The 22,565-nt window shown below is 72.8% G+C and carries 16 protein-coding genes; 1 reads left to right on the top strand and 15 read right to left on the bottom strand.

Going from position 1 to position 22,565, the window contains the following annotated elements; translation table 11 throughout:
• Positions 1-185 precede the first annotated feature (185 nt).
• From H9Y04_RS27230 to holA, 5 genes are all read right to left on the bottom strand, one after another.
• On the bottom strand, positions 186-938 hold the full coding sequence (locus H9Y04_RS27230) for an ATP-binding cassette domain-containing protein (protein ID WP_187816686.1): 753 nt from the start codon (positions 936-938) through the stop codon (positions 186-188).
• Positions 935-2,035, bottom strand: a complete 1,101-nt coding sequence (locus H9Y04_RS27235) for an ABC transporter ATP-binding protein (protein ID WP_187816687.1) — start codon at positions 2,033-2,035, stop codon at positions 935-937. The genes H9Y04_RS27230 and H9Y04_RS27235 overlap by 4 nt, the downstream gene beginning before the upstream one ends.
• Entirely contained in the window at positions 2,032-3,816 is a 1,785-nt protein-coding gene (locus H9Y04_RS27240) for an ABC transporter permease subunit (protein ID WP_187816688.1), read from the bottom strand. Before H9Y04_RS27240 ends, H9Y04_RS27235 begins: the two co-directional genes overlap by 4 nt.
• Positions 3,817-3,825: 9 nt before the next feature.
• The gene (locus H9Y04_RS27245) at positions 3,826-5,325 is read right to left on the bottom strand and encodes an ABC transporter substrate-binding protein (RefSeq protein WP_187816689.1); all 1,500 of its coding nucleotides are present in this window, start codon (positions 5,323-5,325) and stop codon (positions 3,826-3,828) included.
• A gap of 154 nt (positions 5,326-5,479) precedes the next feature.
• Complete coding sequence (holA, locus tag H9Y04_RS27250) at positions 5,480-6,469, bottom strand: DNA polymerase III subunit delta (RefSeq protein ID WP_187816690.1); 990 nt, start codon at positions 6,467-6,469, stop codon at positions 5,480-5,482.
• Positions 6,470-6,663: 194 nt separating this feature from the next.
• On the opposite strand from holA, the gene H9Y04_RS27255 reads away from it, so the two are divergent.
• Positions 6,664-7,518 carry an alpha/beta fold hydrolase gene (locus tag H9Y04_RS27255; RefSeq protein WP_236071486.1) on the top strand — a complete coding sequence of 285 codons (855 nt, stop codon included), beginning with the start codon at positions 6,664-6,666 and terminating at the stop codon, positions 7,516-7,518.
• Positions 7,519-7,587: 69 nt separating this feature from the next.
• Here the strand turns inward: H9Y04_RS27255 and H9Y04_RS27260 are convergent, their stop codons facing one another.
• The 10 genes from H9Y04_RS27260 to leuS all read right to left on the bottom strand — a co-directional run bounded on the left by H9Y04_RS27260 (position 7,588) and on the right by leuS (position 22,260).
• The gene (locus H9Y04_RS27260) at positions 7,588-7,833 is read right to left on the bottom strand and encodes a hypothetical protein (protein ID WP_187816691.1); all 246 of its coding nucleotides are present in this window, start codon (positions 7,831-7,833) and stop codon (positions 7,588-7,590) included.
• A 282-nt stretch (positions 7,834-8,115) separates the two neighbouring features.
• The gene (locus H9Y04_RS27265) at positions 8,116-9,030 is read right to left on the bottom strand and encodes a YceI family protein (RefSeq protein ID WP_187816692.1); all 915 of its coding nucleotides are present in this window, start codon (positions 9,028-9,030) and stop codon (positions 8,116-8,118) included.
• Positions 9,031-9,259: 229 nt separating this feature from the next.
• A complete protein-coding gene (locus H9Y04_RS27270) occupies positions 9,260-10,108 on the bottom strand; it encodes an arylamine N-acetyltransferase family protein (protein ID WP_187816693.1) in 849 nt (282 codons plus the stop codon).
• 53 nt (positions 10,109-10,161) lie between these two features.
• Positions 10,162-11,478 (bottom strand): MFS transporter, encoded by a 1,317-nt coding sequence (locus tag H9Y04_RS27275; protein WP_187816694.1) that lies wholly within the window; start codon positions 11,476-11,478, stop codon positions 10,162-10,164.
• Positions 11,475-12,194 carry a winged helix-turn-helix domain-containing protein gene (locus H9Y04_RS27280; protein ID WP_187816695.1) on the bottom strand — a complete coding sequence of 240 codons (720 nt, stop codon included), beginning with the start codon at positions 12,192-12,194 and terminating at the stop codon, positions 11,475-11,477. The genes H9Y04_RS27275 and H9Y04_RS27280 overlap by 4 nt, the downstream gene beginning before the upstream one ends.
• A gap of 30 nt (positions 12,195-12,224) precedes the next feature.
• Positions 12,225-14,945, bottom strand: a complete 2,721-nt coding sequence (locus H9Y04_RS27285; protein WP_308801118.1) for a ComEC/Rec2 family competence protein — start codon at positions 14,943-14,945, stop codon at positions 12,225-12,227.
• An 824-nt stretch (positions 14,946-15,769) separates the two neighbouring features.
• Positions 15,770-16,465, bottom strand: coding sequence for a ComEA family DNA-binding protein (locus H9Y04_RS47820; RefSeq protein ID WP_308801119.1), 696 nt, complete (start codon positions 16,463-16,465; stop codon positions 15,770-15,772).
• A 752-nt stretch (positions 16,466-17,217) separates the two neighbouring features.
• Positions 17,218-18,063 carry a DegV family protein gene (locus H9Y04_RS27295; RefSeq protein ID WP_187816697.1) on the bottom strand — a complete coding sequence of 282 codons (846 nt, stop codon included), beginning with the start codon at positions 18,061-18,063 and terminating at the stop codon, positions 17,218-17,220.
• A gap of 227 nt (positions 18,064-18,290) precedes the next feature.
• On the bottom strand, positions 18,291-19,253 hold the full coding sequence (locus tag H9Y04_RS46960; protein WP_236071488.1) for a hypothetical protein: 963 nt from the start codon (positions 19,251-19,253) through the stop codon (positions 18,291-18,293).
• Between the two features lie 130 nt (positions 19,254-19,383).
• Entirely contained in the window at positions 19,384-22,260 is a 2,877-nt protein-coding gene (gene leuS, locus H9Y04_RS27305) for a leucine--tRNA ligase (protein ID WP_187816698.1), read from the bottom strand.
• Between the last annotated feature and the right edge of the window lie 305 nt (positions 22,261-22,565).

The raw sequence follows: 22,565 nt of genomic DNA on the forward strand, positions 1-22,565 counted from the left end.
CGATCTCTTGATTTGACCGCCGGGACGGACCAAGCGGGCCCTCTCATCCGCTCCTGACCGGCACCCATGATCCGCACGCGGCCTGCGTTCGCCACGCGGGTGCGGATCGAATTGCTTGCAGTACCGAAAGACCCCGCCACCGTCCTTCCCCAGGACGTGGGCGGGGTCTTTTGGCGTTACGGGTGCTACGGGCGCGACGGGGCCCAGCCGAGGAGCTGTTTTGTGTACGGGTCCCTGGGCGAGGCGAAAAGCTCGTGTGTGGGCGCGGTCTCGACGAGCCGGCCGCCCGGGGCCATCACGGCGACGCGGTGCGCGACGTGGTGGACGAGGTCCAGGTCGTGGCTGATGAACAGGTAGCCGAGGCCGAGCCGCTTCTGGAGGCCGGTGAGGAGGTTCACGACGCCGGAGCGCACCGAGGGGTCGAGCGCCGAGACCGGTTCGTCGAGCACCAGGAGACGGGGGTCGAGAGCGAGCGCGCGGGCGATCCCGGCGCGCTGGCACTGGCCGCCGGACAGCTCGTGCGGCAGCCGGTCCGCATACGCCGGGTCGAGCCCGACCAGTTCCATCAGCTCGGCGGCCCGGGCGGCACCGGCCGGCCTGCCGTGCACCCGCAGCGGCTCGGTGATGGTGCGGCCGATGGGGGCGCGCGGGTCCAGCGAGCCATAGGGATCCTGGAAGACCGGCTGGAAGCGGGGGCGCAGGGCCCGCAGCCTGCGGCCCTTCAGGCCGGTCAGCTCCTGGCCCGCGAAGCGCACGCTGCTGCCGGGCTCGGGCCCGACGAGTCCGAGCACCGCGAGGGCGGTGGACGACTTGCCCGCCCCTGACTCTCCGATGAGCGCGAGCGTCTCGCCCTCGTCGACTTGGAAGGAGACCCGGTCGACGACGGTGCGGTCGCCGTGCCGTACGAGCAGATCGGTGACGTCGAGCAGCGGGGTCATCCGGTGGGCTCCCTGAGCTGGAGGTCCTGGAGGCCCTGGAGGTCGTAGAGCATGACGGCCGGCATCGGGAGCTGGTGCGCTCGGTGGCAGGCGACGGTGCGCGGGCCCGCCGGATCGGTCGCGGCGGGTGCCGGCTCTTCGTCCCGGCACACCTGGGCGGCGAGCGGGCAGCGAGGGGCGAAGGCGCAGCCCCGAGGGAGGTCGAGCGGGGACGGCGGCGTGCCGGCGATGGCGGGCAGGGGGGCCTGCGGGGTGCGGGCGGTGGCGGACAGGGAATCCTGCCCGCGCCGCGCGGTCCCGGTCGTCCGCCATCCCGGCAGCTTCGACGCCACCAGGCCCGCCGTATACGGGGAGCGCGGGTCGCCGAAGACCTGGTGGGCCGGTCCCGACTCGGCCACGCGGCCCGCGTAGAGGACCACGGCCTCGTCGGCGCGGGTCTCGGCGAGCTCCAGGTCGTGGGTGATCAGGAGCAGCGCGGCGCCGCTCGCCGCACGCGCCTGGGCGAGGACGTCGAGGACCTGGTCGCGCACCCGGGGGTCGAGCGCGGTCGTGGGCTCGTCCGCGACGATCAGGCCGGGGCCGTTGACCAGGGCCATGGCGATCACGGCGCGCTGGCGCATCCCGCCGGAGAACTCGTGCGGCAGGGCACGGGCCCGCCGGGCGGCGTCCGCGATGCCCACGCCGTCGAGCGCCGCGACGGCCCTGCGCCGCGCCTCGGCGCGCGGGACGCGGGCCACCGACCGTACGGCGGCGGCGAGTTGGTCACCCACCGTGTGCACCGGGCTGAGCACGGCGAGGGCGTCCTGCGGCACATAGGCGATGCGGCGGCCCCACAGCCGCCGGTACACCGATGGGCCCGCTCCGGCGATCTCTTCGCCGTCGAGCCGTACGCTCCCCGAGATGCGGGCGCCGTGCGGGGGCAGGCCCAGGATCGCCCGGGCCGTCAGGGACTTGCCCGCACCGGACTCGCCGACCAGGGCGGTCGCCTGTCCGGGGCGTACGGCGAAGGAGACACCGCGTACGGCCTCCGTACCGTCGATGCCGACGCGCAGGCCGCGGACGGCGAGGAGCGGGTCGGCAGAAGAAGCGTGCGTCAACTTGCCACCTCCACGGGCTGTTCGACGAGGCGGCCGGGCGTCGGTGCGATACTGACGGCGCTACGGCGGGTGCGCGGCCGCAGGCCCGCGAGGGTCACCGCGAGCGCCGCGAGGAGCGCGAGTGCGACCGCCGGTGCCAGGGCGGCGACGGGCGCCCGCTCCACGTACAGCCGCGATTCGTCGAGCAGCAGACCCCACTCCGGGGACGGCGGCTGTGCGCCGAGGCCCAGGAAGCCGAGGGCCGCCAGGGCGAGCGCGACGCCCGGAAGGCGCAGGACCGCGTGCCGGGCGACCGGGCCCGCCACCGCGGGCAGGACGTGGCGCATGAGGATCCAGGCGGGGCCCGCGCCGATGGCGCGCAGGGCCATGACGTGCGAGCTCGCGCGTACCTCCTGGACGAGGGCGGCCGCGTGCGCGGCGAGCGGTGGCCAGGAGATGAGGGCCACGGCGAGCGAGGCGCCGAAGGTGCTCGGGCCGGTCAGCGCGGCGACGAGGACGCCGGCGATGACGGGCGGCAGCGCGTTGGCGATGTCGGCGAGGCCCGCGCCGGCGTTCGGCAGGAAGCCGATCGCGAGCGCGAGCACGAAGGAGACAGCACAGACCGCGAGGGCCACGCCGACCGTGGTGGTCGCGCCGTGCCCGAGCCGGGCCAGGACGTCACGGCCGAGCGCGTCCGTGCCGAGCGGGTGCGCGGCGGAGGGGTCGGCCAGGCGCAGGGCGGTGTCGACGGTGTACGGGTCGCGCAGGAGCCCGGTGCCGATGACAAGGAGGAGTACGGCGGCGAGCGCGGCGGGGACCCGGGCGCGCACCCGGCCGGGCTGCGGCGCGGGCAGGGTCAGCGCACCGCCCTTGAGCGCGGCGCCGAACAGCCGCCGTCGGACGAGCGCCGCACAGCCGCCCGCCGCAAGCGCGAGGAGCAGCAGGGCGAGCACGCAGCCCTGGAGCAGCGGCAGATCCTGGGACTTGGCGGCGCCGAGCGCGGTGCGTCCGAGGCCCGGCACCGCGAACACGGTCTCGACGGCGACCGCGCCGCCGGTCAGACCGACCACGACCAGGCCGGCCTGGGGCACGAGCGCGGGCAGTGCCCGGCGCAGCGCGGCCGCGACGACCCGGAGCCGGCTCACGCCGGAGGCCCGCCACACGTCGGTCCAGCGTTCGCGGAACACGGCGGGCAGCGCGTCGTCCACGAGCCGGCCCAGCAGTCCGCCGGCGGGCACGCCCATGGCGAGAGCGGGCAGGAGAAGGTGCTCGGGTCCCTGCCAGCCGGAGACCGGGAGCGCTCCGGCCCACACCCCGAGGACGATCAACAGGACGGTGGCCAGGAGGAATTCGGGCACGGCGGCGAGCATCGCGCCGGCCGCTCCTCCCCCGCCGCGCAGGGTGCCGCGCGCACCGCGCACCAGCGCCGGAGCGCAGACGGCGGATGCCACGAGCAGCGCGACCACCAGCGAGGCGGCCATGAGCGTGAGCGAGACCCCGAGCCCGGAGCGTACGGACGGCAGGACCTCGGCCCCCGACACCCAGCTCGTCCCGAGCTCGCCGCGCAGCAGTCCGCCCGCCCAGTCGCCGAGCAGAGCGAACGGCCCCGCCTCCAGGCCGAGATCGCGGCGTACGGCCGCCAACGCCTCGGCGGTGGGCTCCTGTTCGGCCGAGCGTGCGCGCAGCACGCTGAGCGCCGGGTCCTTGCCGGACAGCCAGGGCAGCAGGCCGACCGTGGCGACGACGGCGGTAAGCGCCGCGAGCCGTGCGAGTCCGGCTCGCAGCGCCTTGTTGTTCCTCATCGGTGGGCGCTACTTGATGTACGTGTCGGGCGTGATCAGTTCACGCTCGCGCGGGTCCTTCGCCGAACCCACCACGTGCGCGGCATCGCCCTGGATGACGCGCTCGTGCAGCATCGGGATCGCGGCGTCGGTGTTGAGCACGGCGGTCTCGGCGTCGAGCACGGCGGCGCGGCGCGCGTCTCCGGCGGCGGTCTCCTCGGCGGTACGTACCGCCTCGTCCACGCCCGTATCGGCGAGCTGGGAGATGTTGAAGGAGCCGTCGCTCATGAAGTCGCTGTGCAGATACGCGGCCGGGTCACCGGAGTCGATGACGGTGGCGCGCGACAGGATGAAGGCGTCGAAGGCGCCGGCGAGCGCGTCGGCCTCGATGTTGGCGTACTCGCGCACCTCCAGCTTCACCTCGAACCCGGCGTCCTGGAGCTGCTGCTGGAGCGTGGCGGCCACCTCGGGCAGCTCGGCGCGGTCGGTGAAGGTGCCGATGGTGATCACGTCGTCGGCCGGCTTCGCGGCGCGTGCGGCGCCGGTGCGCCCCTCGCGCTGCTCGGCCGCCCACGGCAGGGCGGGGCCGAGCAGGCCTTCGGCGACATCGGCGCGGCCCTCGTAGACACCCTTCACGAGGGCTTCGGCGTCGATGGCCTCGCGGGCCGCGGCGCGCTGCCCTGCGTCGCGGAAGACGCCCTTCTCGGTGTTGAGGTACAGGGTGTTGGTGCGCGGCATCGGCACCTCGGTGATCTGGTCCTGCGCGAGCAGCGAGGCCTGCGAGACGGGAATCGCCTCGACGATGTCGGCCGCGCCGCTGCGCAGGGCGGCGGCGCGCGCGGCACCGTCGGGCACGAACGTGACGTCGATCCCGGCGGCCTTCGCGCGCCCGCCCCAGTACTTCTCGTAACGGTCGAGGGTCGCCGACGAGGCACCGTCCGCCTTCTTCAGGACGAAGGCACCGGTCCCCGCGCCGACCGGGTTCACCGTTTTCCCCTCGTACGCCTTGGCCGCGAGGATCGACAGCTGCGGCGAGGAGAGCCGCTGCGGTACGAGCGGGTCGGGCTCGCCCGTGGTGACGGTGACGGTGTCGCCCTTCGCGGTGGCCTTGAAGTCGACGCCGTCGAGGATGCGCGGCTTGGGCGCCGCGCCGGCCGCCTCGGTCAGGGAGCGCTCGACGGCCTCGGCGGTCAGCGAGGTTCCGTCGTGGAAGGTCACCCCGTCGCGGATGGTGAAGGACCAGGTCAGATCGCCGGTACGGGTCCACTTGGTGGCGAGCGACGGCTCGGCGTCGCCCTCATCGTCGAGAGTGACGAGGGTCTCGGCGGTGGACCAGCGCGAGAGCTTGAAGGCGTCGTCGCTGAGCGGGGAGAGCCCGGAGCGGGGCGGGTTCATCATCGCCACGCGTATCCGCTTGCCGTCCGACGCCTCGGCGCCGGCGGAGGTGTCACTCGCGGCGAAGCAGCCGCTGAGGGCGAGGGCGGAGGTGAGCGCGAGAGCGATCGGAGGCAGGGGCTTACGCAGGCGCACGGCACTTCTTCCAGGGGCAGGGACGGGTCGCCCCTGGACACGGGGGCAGGCGCGACCGCTGTACGTCCGTCGGACCCTAGCATTATGACAATCGTTTTCACTAACAGTCCGACCGGTGCCGCGGCCGGACCTTGCTGAGGTGCTGCCTCTGCGGTCAGCGGCCCCGCGAGGCGCGGGCCGCCCGGGCCACCGTGACGACCGCCTTCTCCAGGGCGTACTCCGGGTCGTCGCCGCCGCCCTTGACGCCGGCGTCGGCCTCCGCGACGGCGCGCAGCGCGATCGCCACCCCGTCCGGGGTCCAGCCGCGCATCTGCTGGCGGACACGGTCGATCTTCCAGGGCGGCATGCCCAACTCCCGTGCCAGATCGGCCGGCCGGCCGCCGCGGGCCGAGGAGAGCTTGCCGATGGCGCGTACGCCCTGGGCGAGGGCGCTGGTGATCAGGACCGGCGCGACGCCCGTGGACAGCGACCAGCGCAGGGCTTCGAGGGCCTCGGCCGCCCGGCCTTCGACCGCGCGGTCCGCGACCGTGAAGCTGGAGGCCTCCGCGCGGCCGGTGTAGTAGCGCCCGACGACCGCCTCGTCGATCGTGCCCTCGACATCCGCGACCAGCTGGGAGACCGCGCTCGCGAGCTCGCGCAGATCGCTGCCGATCGAGTCGACCAGGGCCTGGCAGGCCTCGGGGGTGGCCGAGCGGCCGAGGGTGCGGAACTCGCCCCGTACGAAGGAGAGCCGGTCCGCGGGCTTGGTCATCTTCGGGCAGGCGACCTCGCGGGCGCCGGCCTTGCGGGCCGCGTCGAGCAGGCCCTTGCCCTTGGCTCCGCCCGCGTGCAGCAGGACGAGGGTGATCTCCTCGGCGGGAGCGCCGAAGTACGCCTTCACGTCCTTGATCGTGTCCGCGGAGAGGTCCTGCGCATTGCGGACGACCACGACCTTGCGCTCCGCGAACAGCGACGGGCTGGTCAACTCGGCCAGCGTGCCGGGCTGGAGCTGGTCGGGGGTGAGGTCGCGGACGTCCGTATCGGCGTCGGCGGCGCGGGCGGCGGCGACGACCTGCTGAACGGCGCGGTCGAGCAGCAGGTCTTCCTGGCCCACGGCGAGGGTGACGGGGGCGAGCGGGTTGTCTTGTGCAGCGTTCCTGGCCATTGCCGACAAGGATCCCATGGGGCACTGACAGTCGGGTACGGGCGCGGGGCGGGCGGGAGGTGGGGGTGGGGTCGCGGAGGCGTGGGGTCGCGAGGGCACGGTTCGCGAGGGCACGGTTCGCGAGGGCACGGGTCGCGAGGGCGCGCGAACATTCGTACAAGACCGGGTGCGGGTGGTGCGCGCACCATCCCCGTATGGCTACTGCTGAGGAATCCCGCTTCATGCAAGGGATGCAGGTGATCCGGGAAGGTCGGCGCGGGGCGCCCCCGCTCGTCCTGCTCCACGGGTCGGGGGCGTCGGGCGCCGCGTGGGGCCCGATGAGCGCGCTGCTGAGCGCGCAGCGCGACGTCGTACGGGTCGACCTGCCGGGCTGTGGGAAGTCACCGTCCGCGCCGACTTACGCGGTGTCCGCGCAGGCAGACCGGGTGGCGGCACTCCTGGACGAGCTCGGGCTGCGGCGGGCCGCCGTCGCCGGGCACTCCAGCGGGGGCTATGTCGCCACCGCGCTCGCCGAACAGCGCCCCGATCTGGTCGGTTCGCTCGCGCTGATCAGCACGGGGCCCGGGCTCGACGCGCTGCTGCCGGAGCCGTTCGTGCTGCGTGCCCTGCTCGGGCCGCCGTTCGGTCCGCTGCTGTGGGCGCTGCGCCCGGACGGCATGATCCGCAAGGGCGTCCAGGCGACGGCCGTCCGCCCTGTCGACGTGCCGGACGAGCTCGTCGCGGGGGTGCAGGGGATCACGTATCGCACGTTCAGGAAGGTACTGCGCGCGAACGGCGCGTACCTCACCGCGCGGAACGTGCCCGAGCGTCTCGCCGCCCTGTCCGAACCCGTGCCGGTGCTCGTGGTCTTCGGGGACGCCGATCCGCGCTGGGATCCTGCCTCGGCCCGGCGCTACGAGAAGGTGCCGGGCGCGCGCGTCGAGATGCTGGCCGGGGTCGGGCATCTGCCGCCGCTCGAGGCGCCCGAGGCCACGGGTGAACTGCTGCTTGCGTTCACGGCGGCCGGCGGTCCCGGGCTCGGCCTCGGGTCGGCGCCGGTGGCCACGTGACACCCGGCCGGACTTCTACGGGTCCTTGTGCTTCTACGGATCCTGGCGCTTCTACGGGTCCTGTCGCTTCTACGGGTCCTCGCGCCAGCCCTCGAACTCGGCGGCGAACGCGTCGAGTTCGGCCGGATCGAGGGCATCCTCGGCGTCGGCCAGGACCACAAGCCACTGGGCGTCCTCGGCGTCGTCCTCGCCGGCCAGGGCATCCCGTACGAGCTGAGGCTCCTCCGAGATGCCGAAGCGGGCGGGCAGGGCCTCGGCCAGTTCTTCCGCGGTGTCCCGGTCGGGCAGCACCAGGACATGTCGTACGTCGCTCACCTGGCCATTCTCGCGCACGGGTCGGGCTCTGCGGATTCGGATCGCTTGGGTGGGGTGAGTGAGCGTGAGGGGGGTGCGAGCGAGTGTGAGGGGGGTGCGAGCGATCGTGACGGGGGTGCGAGCGATCGTGACGGGGGCGTACAAGCGATCGGGGGCTGCCGCCCCCGTGCCCCCGCGCGGATTGGGACGGGAGCTCGCCCTTCTCTCATGGCAGTCGTGAGTTGGTCGCAGGGGCTGCGCCCCCGCACCCCGCCGCAGGGGCTGCGCCCCCGCACCCCGCTCTCACGACTTGGGGATCACCTGAATATCCAGATCGATCGTGATGCTCGGGCCGACCACCGCGATGCCACGCGCCAGCATGGTCTGCCAGCTGACCGTGAAGTCGTCGCGGCGCAGTTCGGTGGTGGCGCGGCAGGCGGCGCGGGTCTCGCCCTCCATGCCGTGGCCGATGCCCAGGTACTCGGTGTCGAGGGTGACGGTGCGGGTCACGCCGTGCAGCGAGAGGGCGCCGGTGACGGCCCAGCGTGAGCCGCCGCGGTGGACGAAGCGGTCGCTGTAGAACTCGAGCGTCGGGTAATTGTTCACGTCGAGGAAGTCGGCCGAGCGCAGGTGGTCGTCGCGCATCTTGACGTTGGTGTCGATGGAGGCGGCGTCGATCACGACGTGCATGGCGGACTGTTCCATGCGGTCGGCTATCCGTATCGCGCCCGCGAAGGTGTTGAACCGGCCGTGGATACGGGCGAGTCCGATGTGCCGGGCCGTGAAGCCGATGGAGGAGTGGGCCGGTTCGATCTCCCAGTCGCCGGGCTCGGGCAGCGCCGGGGGCTGGGCGACCTGGAGGGTCACGTCGCCGAGTGCCGCGTGCCCGCTCGGGGCGACGGTGGCATTGCCGCGGAACGGGGTGTACCCGTCCGCGGAGACCGCGAGGCGGTACTCACCGGCGGGCACCGTGGCCACGAAGGAACCGTAGGGGTCCGCCTCGCCGGCCACGACCTTGCGGCCCATCCCGTCCGTCACGGCGAATTCGGCGCCGCGCACCGGCTCGCTGACCGGGTCGAGCACCCGGCAGCTGAGCAGACCGCCGCTGGGCGGTATGGCGAAGGCGCTCGCCGAGCCGGGCGCGAGCCCCGGGTGATGGGCGCGGCCCCTGCGGCTGCCCATGCGTGCGGAACGGTTTCCCAGCCTGCGGCCGAACATCTTTGCGTCCCCCTGAACGACGTGTCTGTCTGTGCTCCCGCGCCCCGTACAGGCTGCGCCCGGGCGCCTGTGCCCTTGACGGCACGATTTGTGCCCTGCGGTGGCACGCGTCGGCGTGTGCGGTGCCGACGTTGCATTCGACCATCCGTGCGGCTTTCGGGGCAACACGGGGTCACATCGCGGGAATGTGCAGGTGGGGCTGGGGTGGGGCTTAGATACCGGCTGGTAGCTAGTCGCGGGGTCTGGGTGAATTGACCGTTCCGGTTGCGGGGTCCTCGGGGAGACGGTCGAGCGGCATGCCGAAATGATCCCGGTACGCCGCCAACACCTCGGCGTCGGAGCCCAGTTCGCTCGTACGCCGCTCGCCGTCCTCCGTGACCGTCAGGGTGCGGCCACTGAGGGTGATGCGGCCGCGGTCCGTGCGCAGCGAGCAGACCAGGGAGCGGGTGAAGTGCGAATCGGGCGAGGTGCGGTGGTACCAGGCGCCTGCCGTGAAGTCGCGCAGCGCCCGCGGGCGCGGGTCGAGCACGAACTGCGGCTTGCCGTCCCTGAACAGGTCGAGATCACCGTGGGCCGCCTCCGCGAGCCGGAACGAGCCCTCCGGGTCCTTCTGCTCCCCGCGCTCGCCGAAGGCCTGCGGATACAGGCTGTGCGAGCCGAAGCCGACGTCGGCCAGCCACTCCGCACCGTCCACGTCCCGTACGCGCAGCGCGAGATGGTCGTACGGGATGCCCGGGCGGCCTTCGGCGTCGTACACCCGTGCCTGGAGCAGCGCCACCTCGTAGCCGAGCCCGCCGAGCAGGGCGGCGAAGGCCCCGTTGAGCTCGTAGCAGAAGCCTCCCCGGCGGGCGTCGACGATCTTGGCGACCAGCGCATCGGAGTCCAGCCGGATCTCCTCGTCCAGGTGGATGGAGAGATTCTCGAAGGGGACGCTGCGCAGGTGGCGCTCCTGCAGCGTCCGCAGCGCGGTGCCGTCCGCGCGGTGCGGGCGCCGGGCGCCGATGCGGTGCAGATAGGCGTCGACGCGGGCGGCGGACAGGCCGCGCTCGCTCGGGGTTGCCGCTCCGGTGGCGCTCATGCCTTCATGCCTTCCTTCATGGGCTCAGTGTGGCGGCGAGGGGCGCGCCGGCGTCAACTGCCCCGCGCGGCGTCGGGCGTTGTGGCCGGTGCCGCGTCGGGCGTCTCGCTTTGCACGGCGGGGGCCGAGGGCAGGTCGCGTATCCGGGCGATGGGTGACAGGAGCAGCCAGAGCGTGCCCAACGCGGCTCCCGCCGTGCCGATCCACAGGGCGGGCCGCACCCCGAGGAACGTGCCGAGGAATCCGCCGGCCACCGCTCCGAGCGGACGGAAACCGTGGGTGAGGAAGCGGAAGGCACCCAGGACGCGGGAGCGCAGTCCGTCGGGCACCAGCGCCAACTGGAGCGAACCCGCGGCGATGTCCAGGAGCATCACCCCGGCGCTGGAGACGAACTCGGCCACGAACAGCAGCGTGAGCACCAGGCCGGTCGGTCCGCCGGCCAGCGGAACGAGCAGGAGGGGCAGGGTGAACGCGGCGCAGCCGAGGACGATGGACGGACCGATGCCGATCCTGCGCACGACCGCACCGCTGCCCACCGCTCCGGCGAGCCCGCCGACCGCCGCCACGCTGAGCACGGCGCCGAACATGCCGGCGCTCAGGCCCAGTTCGCGGGTCGCGTAGAGCACGAAGAGCGTGTGGAAGATGAAGTTGAAGAACTGCAGGGTGGCCACGGCACCGAAGAACGCACGCATGGGCGGGTTCGCGAGCACCCACCGTATTCCGGCGGTGAAGTGGCCTGGCTCGGGCTCCGCGGGAGGCGGCTCCGCGGGAGCGATACGGGCCAGCCGCTCGGCGGAGAAGAGGTAGGTCAGGCCGGTGGCAAGGAGCGCCACCGGCGCCGAAAGGACAGCGACGAGCACACCGCCGAGGCCGGGGCCGCCGAGCCAGGACATCGAACGGCTGCCGTTGACCAGCGAGTTGCCCTGCACATAGCGGTCCGCGGGCAGCAGGGCCGCGAACACGACGACGTTGCACACCTCGAAGAGGACGGTCAGCGCGCCCACGCCAAGGGCCACCACGTACAGCTGCGGCAGGGTGAGGGCGTCGAGCGCGTACGCGACCGGCAGGCTGAACAGCAGGGCCGCCCGCGCCAGATCGGTGAAGATCATGATGCGTCGCCGGTGGGCCTGCCGGTCGGCCCAGGCGCCGGCGGGCAGGTTGAGAAGGAGTGCGGGCAGCAGCTCCGCCGTCTTGAGCCAGCCCATCTCGGCCGCGTCGGCTCCGAGCACCACAACGGCCGCAAGGGGCAGGGCGATCAGCGATATCTGGTCGCCGACGAGCGAGACGGTCTGGCCGGTCCAGTAGCGCCGGAAGCCCTGGTCCCGCAGCAGGGGCGGGACCCTACGGCCTATCGCGCCGGTGCGCTTCACGAGGGGTCTCCTTCGGGTGCGGGTGCGGGTGCGGGGTGCGGTCCGGGGTGGGCTTCGGGTGTGGGCTCGGGGTGCAGTCCGGGGTGGGCTTCGGGTGCGGGCACAACCCCGGACCGGGGGTGGTCCTCGGGTGCGGGGCACTCCGGTGGGAGGTCGGGGAAGGAGAACGCCATCCGCATGAACTCCACCACGCGGGCACCCTCCGGGCGCTGCGCCGGGTCCGCGTTACGCACCTCGTAGGGGCGGGTCAGCGCGTCCACCTTGGCGCGCAGCTCGGCCAGTTCACCGGCGGTCAGATACAGCTGACTGTCGCCGAACATCTCCGCCTCCTGCCACTCACGCGGCAGCAGATGCCGCTGTTCCAGGGCCCGGATCGTCCGCTCGAAGTACAGCTCGGCCGCGGTCATGCTCAGCGCCGCGGCGGCCTGGGCCACGTCGGGGTCCTCCGAGTACTCGGGCCACTCGGTGTACGCCGCCGTCGCCTGCCAGGGCTTCTCGCGCCCCTGTCCGCCGCCGGCCTGCTCGACGAGTCCGTACTTGGCCAGCATCCGCAGGTGATACGAGCAGCTGGCCACCGACTCCCCCGTCAGCTCCGCGGCCCGGGTCGCGGTGAACGGCCCCTCCCTGCGGAGCATCCCGACCAGTTTCATCCGCGTGGGGTGGGCGTAGGCCCGCAGCGCCTTGGCGTCGGTGAGCAGCTTTTCTCTCTTCACCATGCTTGTAAAGGTATCTTTAGAAAGAAACCTTTACAAGGGATCGCGCGAGGTCACCGCCCGCAGATCACCTCCCTCCCCCGTGACTGCCACCGCTCCGTCGAGGTCCGTGCGCAGAACGGTGGCGCCGCCCGCGCGCAGAGCGGCCACGACGCGCGGGGACGGATGCCCGTATCCGTTGTCGGCGCCCACACCGATGAGGGCCAGCCGCGGGCGGACGCGACGCAGGAACTCCGGGTCCTGATACGGGGAACCGTGGTGGGCGACCTTGAGCACGTCCACGGGCGGGAGCCCGGGCGCAGACCTCAACAGGGCTTGCTGGGAAGGGGGTTCGAGGTCTCCGGGGAGCAGCAGTGTCAGGCCTGCCGCGCGGACGAGGAGGGTGACGCTGGCGTCGTTGGGCTCGGTGGGGGGCGCCGGCCGTGCCACAGATGGGCGGCCGATCGGTGGCGGGGCGGCGGACGGCCCGCCGATGTGTCGCCGGGCGGCGGACGGCTGGGCGGCGGGCGGCCCGCCGACGGGTCGCCGGGCGGCGGACGGCTCAGCGGCGGGCGGCCCGCCGACGGATCGCCGGGCGGCAGGCGGCTGGGCGGCGGGTGGCCAGAGGACCTGCCAGTGGACGGGTCCTGCGCGGCGGCTCTCGCCGGCCGCGGCGGTGAGGACGGGGATGCCGTGCGCCTGGGCCTGCGCTCGTACGAACAGGGCTTGTTCGTAGGGCTCTTGGAGACCGGTCGTCTGGATCGCACCGACGCTGCGCCCCCGCAGCACCCCGGCCAGGCCCCCAACATGGTCCGCGTGGAAGTGCGTGAGCAGGACGAGCGGGACGCGTGTCACTCCGAGGGTGTGCAGACAGCGGTCGACCAGCCGCGGGTCCGGACCGGCGTCGACCACCACGGCGGTACCGGGCCCCGTGGAGAGGACCGATGCGTCGCCCTGGCCCACGTCGCAGAGCACGTAACGCCAGCCCGGCGGCGGCCATCCCGTCAGTACGCGGGTGAGCGGGGCGGGCCGCAGCACGGCGAGCATCAGGAGCAGGACGCAGACGATCAGCGCCAACGGGTGGCGCAGGAGCCGCCGGGCCAGGGGTAACAGAGCCAGTGCCACAGCTGCCAGGAGCAGTCCGCCGCCCCAGCCGTCGGGCCAGTCCAGCTGGGAGCCGGGAAAGGAAGCTCCGGTGCGGGCGACGGCGGCCACCCATTCGGTCGGCCAACCCGCGCACCAGGCAAGGGCTTTGGCGACCGGCATCGCGAAGGGGGCAAGGGCGAGCGTGGCGAAGCCGAGCACCGTGGCGGGGGCTACGGCCAGCTCGGCCAGGAGATTGCAGGGCACCGCGACCAGGCTCACGCGCGAGGAGAGCACGACGACCACAGGCGCACACACCGCTTGCGCGGAGGCCGCGGCCGCGAGCGCTTCGGCGATACGGGGCGGAACGCGCCGGCTCTGCAGTGCGGCGCTCCACTTGGGGGCGATGACGAGGAGGGCGCCGGTGGCGAGGACGGAGAGCAGGAAGCCGTAACTGTGCGCGAGCCAGGGGTCGAAGAGAAGCAGCAGCAGTGCAGCCGCGGCGAGTGCGGGGATGAGGGAGCGGCGGCGTCCGGTGGCGATCGCGAGCAGGGCGATGGCACCGCAGGCCGCCGCGCGCAGCACGCTCGGGTCGGGGCGGCACACGAGGACGAACGCCAGGGTCAGGGCGCCGCCGAGCACGGCGGTCGTCCGCAGGGAGAGGCCGAGCCGTGGTGCGAGACCGCGGCGTTCGGCACGCATCGCGAGGGCGGGTGGGCCGATGAGCAGGACCAGGACGATGGTGAGGTTGCTCCCCGATACCGCGAGCAGGTGCGTGAGGTCCGTGGCGCGGAAGGCTTCCTGCAGATCGGGCGGCACCCGGGTGGTGTCGCCCACGACCAGCCCGGGGAGCAGGGCGCGGGCGTCGGCGGAGAGGTGGTCGGTGGCCGCACGGAGCCCGGCCCGCAGTTCGCCCGCGGTGCGCTGCAGTGCGGTGGGGCCCTCGATGATGTGCGGCCTCTGGTCGCCGGGGACGCGCAACACGGCCGCGATGCGGTCACCCCCGGCCAGCGGGGGCGCCAGTGCGGCACGCAGGTGGAGCCGGGTGGAGGGCAGGAGGGACAACCACGGGGAGTCGACGGCCAGTTGGGCTGCCGGAGCGGATTCGGGGGTTGGAGCTGGACTGTTGGTGGCGAGGGCTTGCGGGAGCTCGGGAGCAGCGGGTTGGGGGAACTCGGCGGAAGAGGCGCGGGGGAACTCAGCGGGAGAGACGCGGAGGAACTCGACGGAAGAGGCGCGAGGTAGCTCGGCGGCAGCATCCTGTGGGAGGTCGGCGGCAGAGGGACGGTGTGCTTCGGCGGCGGCGGCGCGAGGTAGCTCGGCGGCAGCATCCTGTGGGAGGTCGGCGGCAGAGGCACGGGGCATCTCGGCGGCAGCGGCGCGGGAGATTTCGGCGGCAGAGAGCTGGGAAATTTCCGCTGCGGAGGCACGGCGGACTTCGGCGGCAGGGGCGCGAGCGATGACGAGGACAGGGGTGTGGGTGGCGACCGTGCCGGTGTCGCGGGTGGTGACGCGGCGTACGTCGGCGTCGAAGACGATGCTCGGCGGTGCCTGCCGGTCGCCGTCGATGCGGGGCCGGGAGATCCGCGGGTCCGAGGTGACGGTCAGCTCGACCGTCACCGTGCCGTATTCGCCGGCCAGGCGTGGCAGCGGCCCCTGGTACAGCCCCGCCGAATGCAGCCCGGCGGACACCGCGGCTCCGGCGGCGCAGAGCAACGCGGTGGCCGTGGCGAGCAGGAGCGGGGTGCGACGTCGTGCATCTGCCCGGGCGGCCTCGCCCTCCGCCCGCCGGCCCCACCAACCCTGCTGGCCACGCGGCCCCCGGCAGGTACGCCGATCATCCTGCCCCGAGCGGCCACGCCGGCCCCAACGGCCTCGCCAAACCCGGCAGGTATGCCCATCGTCCTGCCCCGGGCGCCTCCGCCACCGGCCACGCCACCCCCGGCAGCTCTGCCGACCCCGCCGCCTCGCCAACTCCCAGCCCAGCAGGGCCGCCGCGAGCAGCAGGCAGCCGGCCGCGGCGGGCCAGATGTCGGCCGTCGGACGCCCGACTGCCAGGGCCGCCGCCGCCCAGGCCGCGAGCAGGGGCGGGACAAGGCGGAGATCGGCCGGACCTTCCTGGCGGGGGTGCGAGGCGCCCAGCCGATGGCCCGACAAGGCATGCACCGCGGGGCGGGGCAGAGCAGGATCCGCAGATCCCCCGGCCCTGTCCCGCCGGGCGGGCACACCGGAGCGGGACAGAGCAGCTTCAGAAGACGCGCCCGAACCATCTCCCCGGGCCGGCATCCCGGATCGGGACACAGGGGGCCCAGAAGCAGCCCCTGCCCCGCCCACCTGAGAAAGCTCATCGGGCCGGGACAGAGCAGCTCCAGGGAACGCCCCCGCCTCATCCGCCTCGGCGGGCACACCGGAGCGGGACACAGCCGGCCCAGAAGCAGCCCCCGCCCCCTCGGTGGACACCCCAGTGCCAGGCAAGGCGTGTCCAGAGCTTCCCTCCGTCGCACCCTCCTCCCCGCTCACAACCGCACCGCGTCCTTCAGCTCCGCGAAGCGGCGTTCGCCGATGCCGTTGACCTCGCGGAGTTCCTCCACCGAGCGGAAGCCGCCATGCTCCGTGCGGTGGTCGATGATGTGCTGGGCCAGGACGGGGCCGACGCCCGGCAGGGTGTCCAGCTGCTCCAGGCTTGCCGAGTTGAGGCTCACCGGGCCGCCCGGCACGGCGCCCCCGCCCGCACCCGCCCCCTGTGCTCCCGGCGGACCACCGACCACCACCTGCTCACCGTCGATCAGCACCCGGGCCCGGTTGAGCGCCGAGAGATCCGTGCCGGGCTTGGCTCCGCCCGCGGCGCGCAAGGCGTCCGTGACCCTCGAACCGAGGGGCAGCCGGTGCACCCCCGGCTCCCGCACCCGGCCACTGATGTCCACGACGACCATGCCGGCGCCGCCGCTCGGCGCGGCTCCGCCCCCGAGGTCCTCCCCGCCCCCGGCACCTTCACCCACGCCCACGTCCGAGCCGACGGGTGCGGTCGGAGCAGCCCGTACGACATCAGGAGCACTCACCTGCTGAGGGCGGCCCAGCCAGAAATGCTGCAGGGCGAGCACCGCACCGAGCACGAGCAGCACCGCGAGCACGACCACATTGCGCCGCTCCAGACCGCAGCGCGACTGCGCCCACAGCGGCAGCCGCTCACGCAGCGCAAGCCCCCACCGCACACCGCGCGCCTCGCCAGCCTGCGCCTCGCCACTTCGCGCCTCAACGACCCGCGCCTCGCCACCCCGAACTTCGCCGGCCCGAACCTGACCACCCACACTCAGCCCAGAACCAACACCCACCCCACCAACCGCCCTGGACTCCCCAACCGCCCTTGACTCCCCACCCTCCTCGGAGCCCACACCCCCCACCGCGGCCACGGACGACGACGACCCCCGTACGCCTTCGTCCGCGGCCGGTCCCCGTACGCCTCCGTCCGCCGCCCCCCGTACACCTTCGTCCACGGCCGACCCCCGGCGTCGTACCGCCGTGGTCCCGGGAGTGCGCCGCAACTCGCGGGTACGCCTCGCGAGGAGCTCCGCCGCGTCCTGGTCAACCGCCCAGCGGGGAACAGCCGGACCGTCCCACCGCGGCAGCGCGGGCGGATCGCCCCCGGGCTCCGCCGCAGGCTGTGCGAAGAGCCGGGCCGCCCGCAGCCTCAGCTGCTCCGCGGCCACCTGCTCGCGCCGGCGCCGGCGCCGGACACGTCGATGGGCGGCCCGGCCGTCGGACGACGGGCCGCGCCCGGGACCACTGGTCGGAACAGGGCCTGAGGAGCCGTGGACGACTGACGAGTTGCGCGATGAAGAAGACATGCGGCGACCGTAGAGATCACCACCCCAGCAAGTGGATCTTGCTCAATTCCCGTGGATAACTTCCCGGTTGTGGAAAACCCCGCCACCCGTGCGAGTGACCCAGCAGCCCCCACGAGCCCTCAACGAGCGGAAACCACCACACCCAGCAACCCGGGCCCGGTGTGCGCCCCGATCACCGCTCCGACCTCGCTGACGTGCAGCTCCCCGAGCCCGGTGAGCCGCGCCTGCAATCGCTCGGACAGTGCCGCCGCCCGCTCGGGCGCCGCGAGATGGTGCACCGCGATGTCCACCCGCCCCGACCCGGCCCGCTCGGCGGCGATCTCCTCGAGGCGCGCGATGGCCTTCGAGGCGGTCCGCACCTTCTCCAGCAACTCGATCCGCCCGCCGTCGAGTTGCAGCAGCGGCTTCACGGCGAGCGCCGACCCGAGCAGCGCCTGCGCGGCACCGATCCGGCCGCCACGGCGCAGGTAGTCGAGGGTGTCCACGTAGAAGTACGCCGACGTGGACGCGGCCCGCTTCTCCGCGGCCGCCACCGCGTCGTCCACCGTGCCGCCCGCCTCGGCCGTCTCGGCGGCCGACAGGGCGCAGAATCCGAGGGCCATCGCGACCATTCCGGTGTCCACGACCCGTACCGGGACGGGCGCGTCCTTCGCGGCGACGACGGCCGCGTCGTACGTACCGGAGAACTCCGAGGACAGATGGAGCGAGACGATGCCCGTGGCACCGGACTCGGCGACCTTGCGATAGGTCCGCGCGAACGTTTCGGGACTGGGGCGCGAGGTCGTCACCGGGCGGCGCTTCTGCAGCGCCTGGGCCAGGGAGCGCGCGGAGATCTCCGTGCCCTCTTCGAGCGCCTGATCACCGAGGACCACGGTCAGCGGAACAGCGGTGATGCCGTGCCGTTCCATCGCCGGCTGCGGCAGATAGGCCGTTGAATCCGTGACGATCGCGACATGGCGGGACATGAGCTGGAGATTACCTGCCGGGGCCGGAGGGCGGCAGCCCGGCCCTCACCGTACCGGGCCTCGTCCCGCCATCGGCACCGGGCCCACCGGCGTCCTGCCTCACTCCGCCGTGCGGCAGACGCCTCACCCTGCCGTCCAGGCAGACCCTCAGACGTCCGGATTCACCCCACCGTCCAACCAACCAGGCCCTCAGACGTCCGGACTCACCCCACCGTCGAACCAAACCCTCAACCCCGCCCCTCCGGCCGGGCCTCCCGCCGGGGATCCTTCTGCCACGGATACGTGACCTGCGGCGCGGGCGGCTCGATCGCCTGCGGGCCCGCCTCTCCCCGGCCCTCCCCACCCTGACCGGCCCCGCCCCGACCCGCCAGATCCTGGTCGGGCCAGGTCTGCTCGGCCGGTGCGGCAGGCCCGTCGATCAGCGTCGGCTCGGGCCACGAGGGCGGCGCAGGGGCAGGAGTGGGCGTGGGAGCCGGCGTGGGAGCCGGCGCCGAAGCAGGCGACGGCACGGCAGCCCCGGCCTGCTCCCCCGTACGCGAGGAAGCCCCGGCCTGCCCACCCGTACGCGAGGAAGCCCCCGCCCCCGTACCGGAAGAAGCCCCCGCGCCGAAGGACCCCCCCGCCCCATACGAACCCCCCGGCTCCTCCCGAGTCCAATGCCGCAGCGCCCCCGCCTCCACATCGATCTGGGTCCTCAGCGCCTCGAACCCGTCGTCGGCGAACCGCCGCGCCCGGTCCTGCGCCGCGAACCGCAGGGAGTCCGCTGCCTCGGTGATCCGGTCCGTACGCTCCTTCAGCTCGGGGAGCTGCGCGCCGAGGCGGGCCTTGTCCGGCTCGCGCTCGAGGCGCTTGAGGTCGGCGTCCAGCTCCCAGCCGTGCACGCTGAGGCGCTCGAAGAGCCCCACCGACTCCTGCAGAGAGGCGTCTTCGGCGACCGCCGCGTGCAGCGCGTCCTGCGTGGCGCGCATCGAGGTGCGCAGTTTCAGGCGCAGTTGGGCGAGCTCGCCCGCCGGGCCGATCTGCGCGAAGGTCCGCGCCTTGAGCGTGGAGTCCTCCACATGGCGGCGCGCCTGCGTGATCGTGCGGTCGACGCCGCGCTTGGCGGCCTTCACGACCTTCACCGTGACGAACACCCCCAGTGCCACGAACAGCACGAAGAGCACCGCCAGTACGGCGAGTACTTCACCCATGAGGGGCTCCTAAGCATGAGGACGGGGGCTTCCTCCACCGTAAACGCCCAAGGGCAGGCCGAGGGTTCCTGAGAACCCCCAACCTGCCCGTAGGGGACATCCCTAAAGCGGCCGGCAAAAAGGCAACAACCTACGCCGGAACGATGTTCACCAGCTTCGGCGCCCGCACGATCACCTTCCGGATGCCGGCCCCGTCCAGCGCCGCGACGACCTTCTCGTCGGCCAGCGCCAGCGTCTCCAGCTCGCTGTCGGAGATCGTCGGCGGCACCTCCAGGCGCGCCTTGACCTTGCCCTTGATCTGCACGACGCAGGTCACGGCCTCGTCCACCACATACGCGGGGTCGGCGACCGGGAACTCCTGGTACACAACTGAGTCGGTGTGACCCAGCTTGCGCCACAGCTCCTCACCGACGTGCGGGGCCAGCGGCGCGATCATCCGCACCAGCTGGTCGGCGACCGAACGCGACACCGGGCCGCCCACCTTGGTCAGGTGGTTGTTCAGCTCGGTGATCTTGGCGATCGCGGTGTTGAAGCGCAGGCCCTCCAGGTCCTGGCGGACCCCGTCGATGGCCTTGTGCAGCACGCGCAGCGTGGCCTCGTCCGGCTCGGTGTCCGCGACCGTGACCTCGCCCGTCTGCTCATCGACGACATTGCGCCACAGTCGCTGCAGCAGCCGGAACTGGCCGACGACGGCACGCGTGTCCCAGGGCCGCGAGACGTCCAGCGGGCCCATCGCCATCTCGTACAGACGCAGGGTGTCCGCGCCGTACTCGGCGCACATGGCTTCCGGAGTCACCGCGTTCTTCAGGGACTTGCCCATCTTGCCCAGCTCGCGCTTGACCGGCTCGCCCTCGAAGAAGAAGCCGCCGTCGCGCTCCTCGACCTGGTCGGCCTGCACCGGGAAGCCGCGGCTGTCGCGGTACACGTACGCCTGGATCATGCCCTGGTTGAACAGCTTGTGGAACGGCTCCGCGGCCGACACATGACCCAGGTCGAACAGCACCTTGGACCAGAACCGCGCGTACAGCAGGTGCAGTACGGCGTGCTCGGCACCGCCCACGTACAGGTCGACACCACCGTGCGGCTTGGCGTCGCGCGGGCCCATCCAGTAGCGCTCGACGTCGGGGTCGACCAGCTGCTCGGAGTTGTGCGGGTCCAGGTAGCGCATCTCGTACCAGCACGAACCCGCCCAGTTGGGCATGGTGTTGGTCTCGCGGCGGTACGTCCGCACACCCGAGCCGTCGCCCAGGTCCAGCTGGACGTTGACCCAGTCCTCGTTGCGCGACAGCGGCGTCTCCGGGGAGGTGTCCGCGTCGTCCGGGTCGAAGGTGCGCGGCGAGTAGTCCTCGACCTCCGGCAGCTCCAGGGGCAGCATCGACTCGGGCAGCGCGTGCGCGACGCCGTCCTCGTCGTAGACGATCGGGAAGGGCTCGCCCCAGTAGCGCTGCCGGCTGAACAGCCAGTCGCGCAGCCGGAAGTTGACCGTGCCCTCGCCGATGCCGCGCTCGGCCAGCCAGTCGGTGATCTTCGCCTTGGCCTCGACGACGCCCAGGCCGTCCAGGGAGATCGCGTCGTTGGCGGAGTTCACCAGCTTCGCCTCGTACGAGGAGAAGGCGTCGTCCCACGTCGAGGGGTCCTGACCCCGGTCGTCCGAGGGCTCCACGACGCAGCGCATCGGCAGCTCGAAGGCGCGCGCGAACGCGAAGTCACGGGTGTCGTGCGCCGGGACGGCCATGATCGCGCCGGTGCCGTATCCCATCAGGACGTAGTCGGCGATGAAGACCGGGACCTGCTCGCCGCTGACCGGGTTGACCGCGAACGCGCCGGTGAAGACGCCGGTCTTCTCCTTGGCGTCGGCCTGCCGCTCGACATCGGACTTCGAGGCCGCGAACGCGCGGTACTTGGCGACGGCCTCGGCCGGCGTCGCATGCCCGCCGGTCCACACGTCGTGGGTGCCCTCGGGCCACTCGGCGGGGACGATCGAGTCGACCAGCTCGTGCTCGGGGGCCAGCACCATGTAGGTCGCGCCGAACAGCGTGTCCTGGCGGGTGGTGAAGACCGTGATCGCACCGGCGTCGCCGACCGGGAAGTCGACACGCGCGCCCTCGGAGCGGCCGATCCAGTTGCGCTGCTGCAGCTTGATCGCCTCGGGCCAGTCCAGCGCCTCCAGGTCGTCCAGCAGACGGTCCGCGTACGCGGTGATGCGCATGTTCCACTGGCGCAGCTTGGACTTGAAGACCGGGAAGTTGCCGCGCTCGGAGCGTCCGTCGGCGGTGACCTCCTCATTCGCCAGTACGGTGCCCAGGCCGGGGCACCAGTTGACCGGCGCGTCCGAGGCGTACGCCAGGCGGAACCCGCTCAGGACGTCGGCGCGTTCGGCGGCGCTCAGCTCGGTCCAGGCGCGGTCGGTGCCGGGCACGGCGCGCGTGCCGCTCTCGAACTGCGCGACCAGCTCGTCGATCGGGCGGGCCTTCTTCGCCTCCTCGTCGTACCAGGAGTTGAAGATCTGCAGGAAGATCCACTGGGTCCACTTGTAGTAGTCCGGGTCGATCGTGGCGATCGAGCGGCGCTTGTCGTGGCCCAGGCCCAGGCGGCGCAGCTGGGACTTCATGTTCTCCATGGCCGCCTCGGTGGACACCCGCGGGTGCGTACCGGTGGCGACGGCGTGCTGCTCGGCGGGCAGGCCGAAGGCGTCGAAGCCCAGCGTGTGCAGCACGTTGTACCCGGTCATGCGGTGGAACCGGGCGAAGACGTCGGTGGCGATGTAGCCCAGCGGATGACCGACGTGCAGACCCGCACCCGAGGGGTACGGGAACATGTCCATGATGAACTTCTCGGGGCGCCCGGCGATCTCGGCGTCACCGGCCAGTTCGCCCTTGGGGTTGGGTGCCTCGTACGTGCCGTTCTCGTCCCAGAAGTCCTGCCAGCGCGCCTCGATGTCCGCGGCCATCGCCGCGGTGTAGCGGTGCGGGGCTGCGACTTCGGCAGCCGAATTCGTCTCGCTCATGATCCTTAGGGCTCCATCGATCGTCTCTGCCGCGGTTTCGGACTGCGACGTACAGCCGAAATGAAAAAACCCCTCGCACAGGAGGGGACGCCGCGCTGATGCCGGTCCACGAATCGTCAGTGGCCGGTACTGATCAGCGCGGCTCGCTAAGCAGAAGGCGTACGGCACGCATGGCGTCAGGGTACCGCAGGGCCCGAGCCGCCCGCACCGGGCTTATGGGCGACCCCTGTGCTCGGTAAGCACGACCCGTTACGCCCGGTAAGCACCCTCGGCGGCCGAGATGCTCGTCACTTGATAACGAGGCA

This window comes from Streptomyces polyasparticus (genome assembly GCF_014493765.1).
Classification (GTDB): domain Bacteria; phylum Actinomycetota; class Actinomycetes; order Streptomycetales; family Streptomycetaceae; genus Streptomyces; species Streptomyces polyasparticus.

What these genes read in the sequence shown, in the direction of transcription:
- H9Y04_RS27255 (WP_236071486.1), top strand. Translation starts at nt 6,664, where the DNA reads ATGGCTACTGCTGAGGAATCCCGCTTCATGCAAGGGATGCAGGTGATC.
- H9Y04_RS27280 (WP_187816695.1), bottom strand. Translation starts at nt 12,194, where the DNA reads ATGGTGAAGAGAGAAAAGCTGCTCACCGACGCCAAGGCGCTGCGGGCC.
- H9Y04_RS46960 (WP_236071488.1), bottom strand. Translation starts at nt 19,253, where the DNA reads ATGGGTGAAGTACTCGCCGTACTGGCGGTGCTCTTCGTGCTGTTCGTG.
- leuS (WP_187816698.1), bottom strand. Translation starts at nt 22,260, where the DNA reads ATGAGCGAGACGAATTCGGCTGCCGAAGTCGCAGCCCCGCACCGCTAC.
- H9Y04_RS27240 (WP_187816688.1), bottom strand. Translation starts at nt 3,816, where the DNA reads ATGAGGAACAACAAGGCGCTGCGAGCCGGACTCGCACGGCTCGCGGCG.
- holA (WP_187816690.1), bottom strand. Translation starts at nt 6,469, where the DNA reads ATGGCCAGGAACGCTGCACAAGACAACCCGCTCGCCCCCGTCACCCTC.
- H9Y04_RS27270 (WP_187816693.1), bottom strand. Translation starts at nt 10,108, where the DNA reads ATGAGCGCCACCGGAGCGGCAACCCCGAGCGAGCGCGGCCTGTCCGCC.
- H9Y04_RS27265 (WP_187816692.1), bottom strand. Translation starts at nt 9,030, where the DNA reads ATGTTCGGCCGCAGGCTGGGAAACCGTTCCGCACGCATGGGCAGCCGC.
- H9Y04_RS27230 (WP_187816686.1), bottom strand. Translation starts at nt 938, where the DNA reads ATGACCCCGCTGCTCGACGTCACCGATCTGCTCGTACGGCACGGCGAC.
- H9Y04_RS27295 (WP_187816697.1), bottom strand. Translation starts at nt 18,063, where the DNA reads ATGTCCCGCCATGTCGCGATCGTCACGGATTCAACGGCCTATCTGCCG.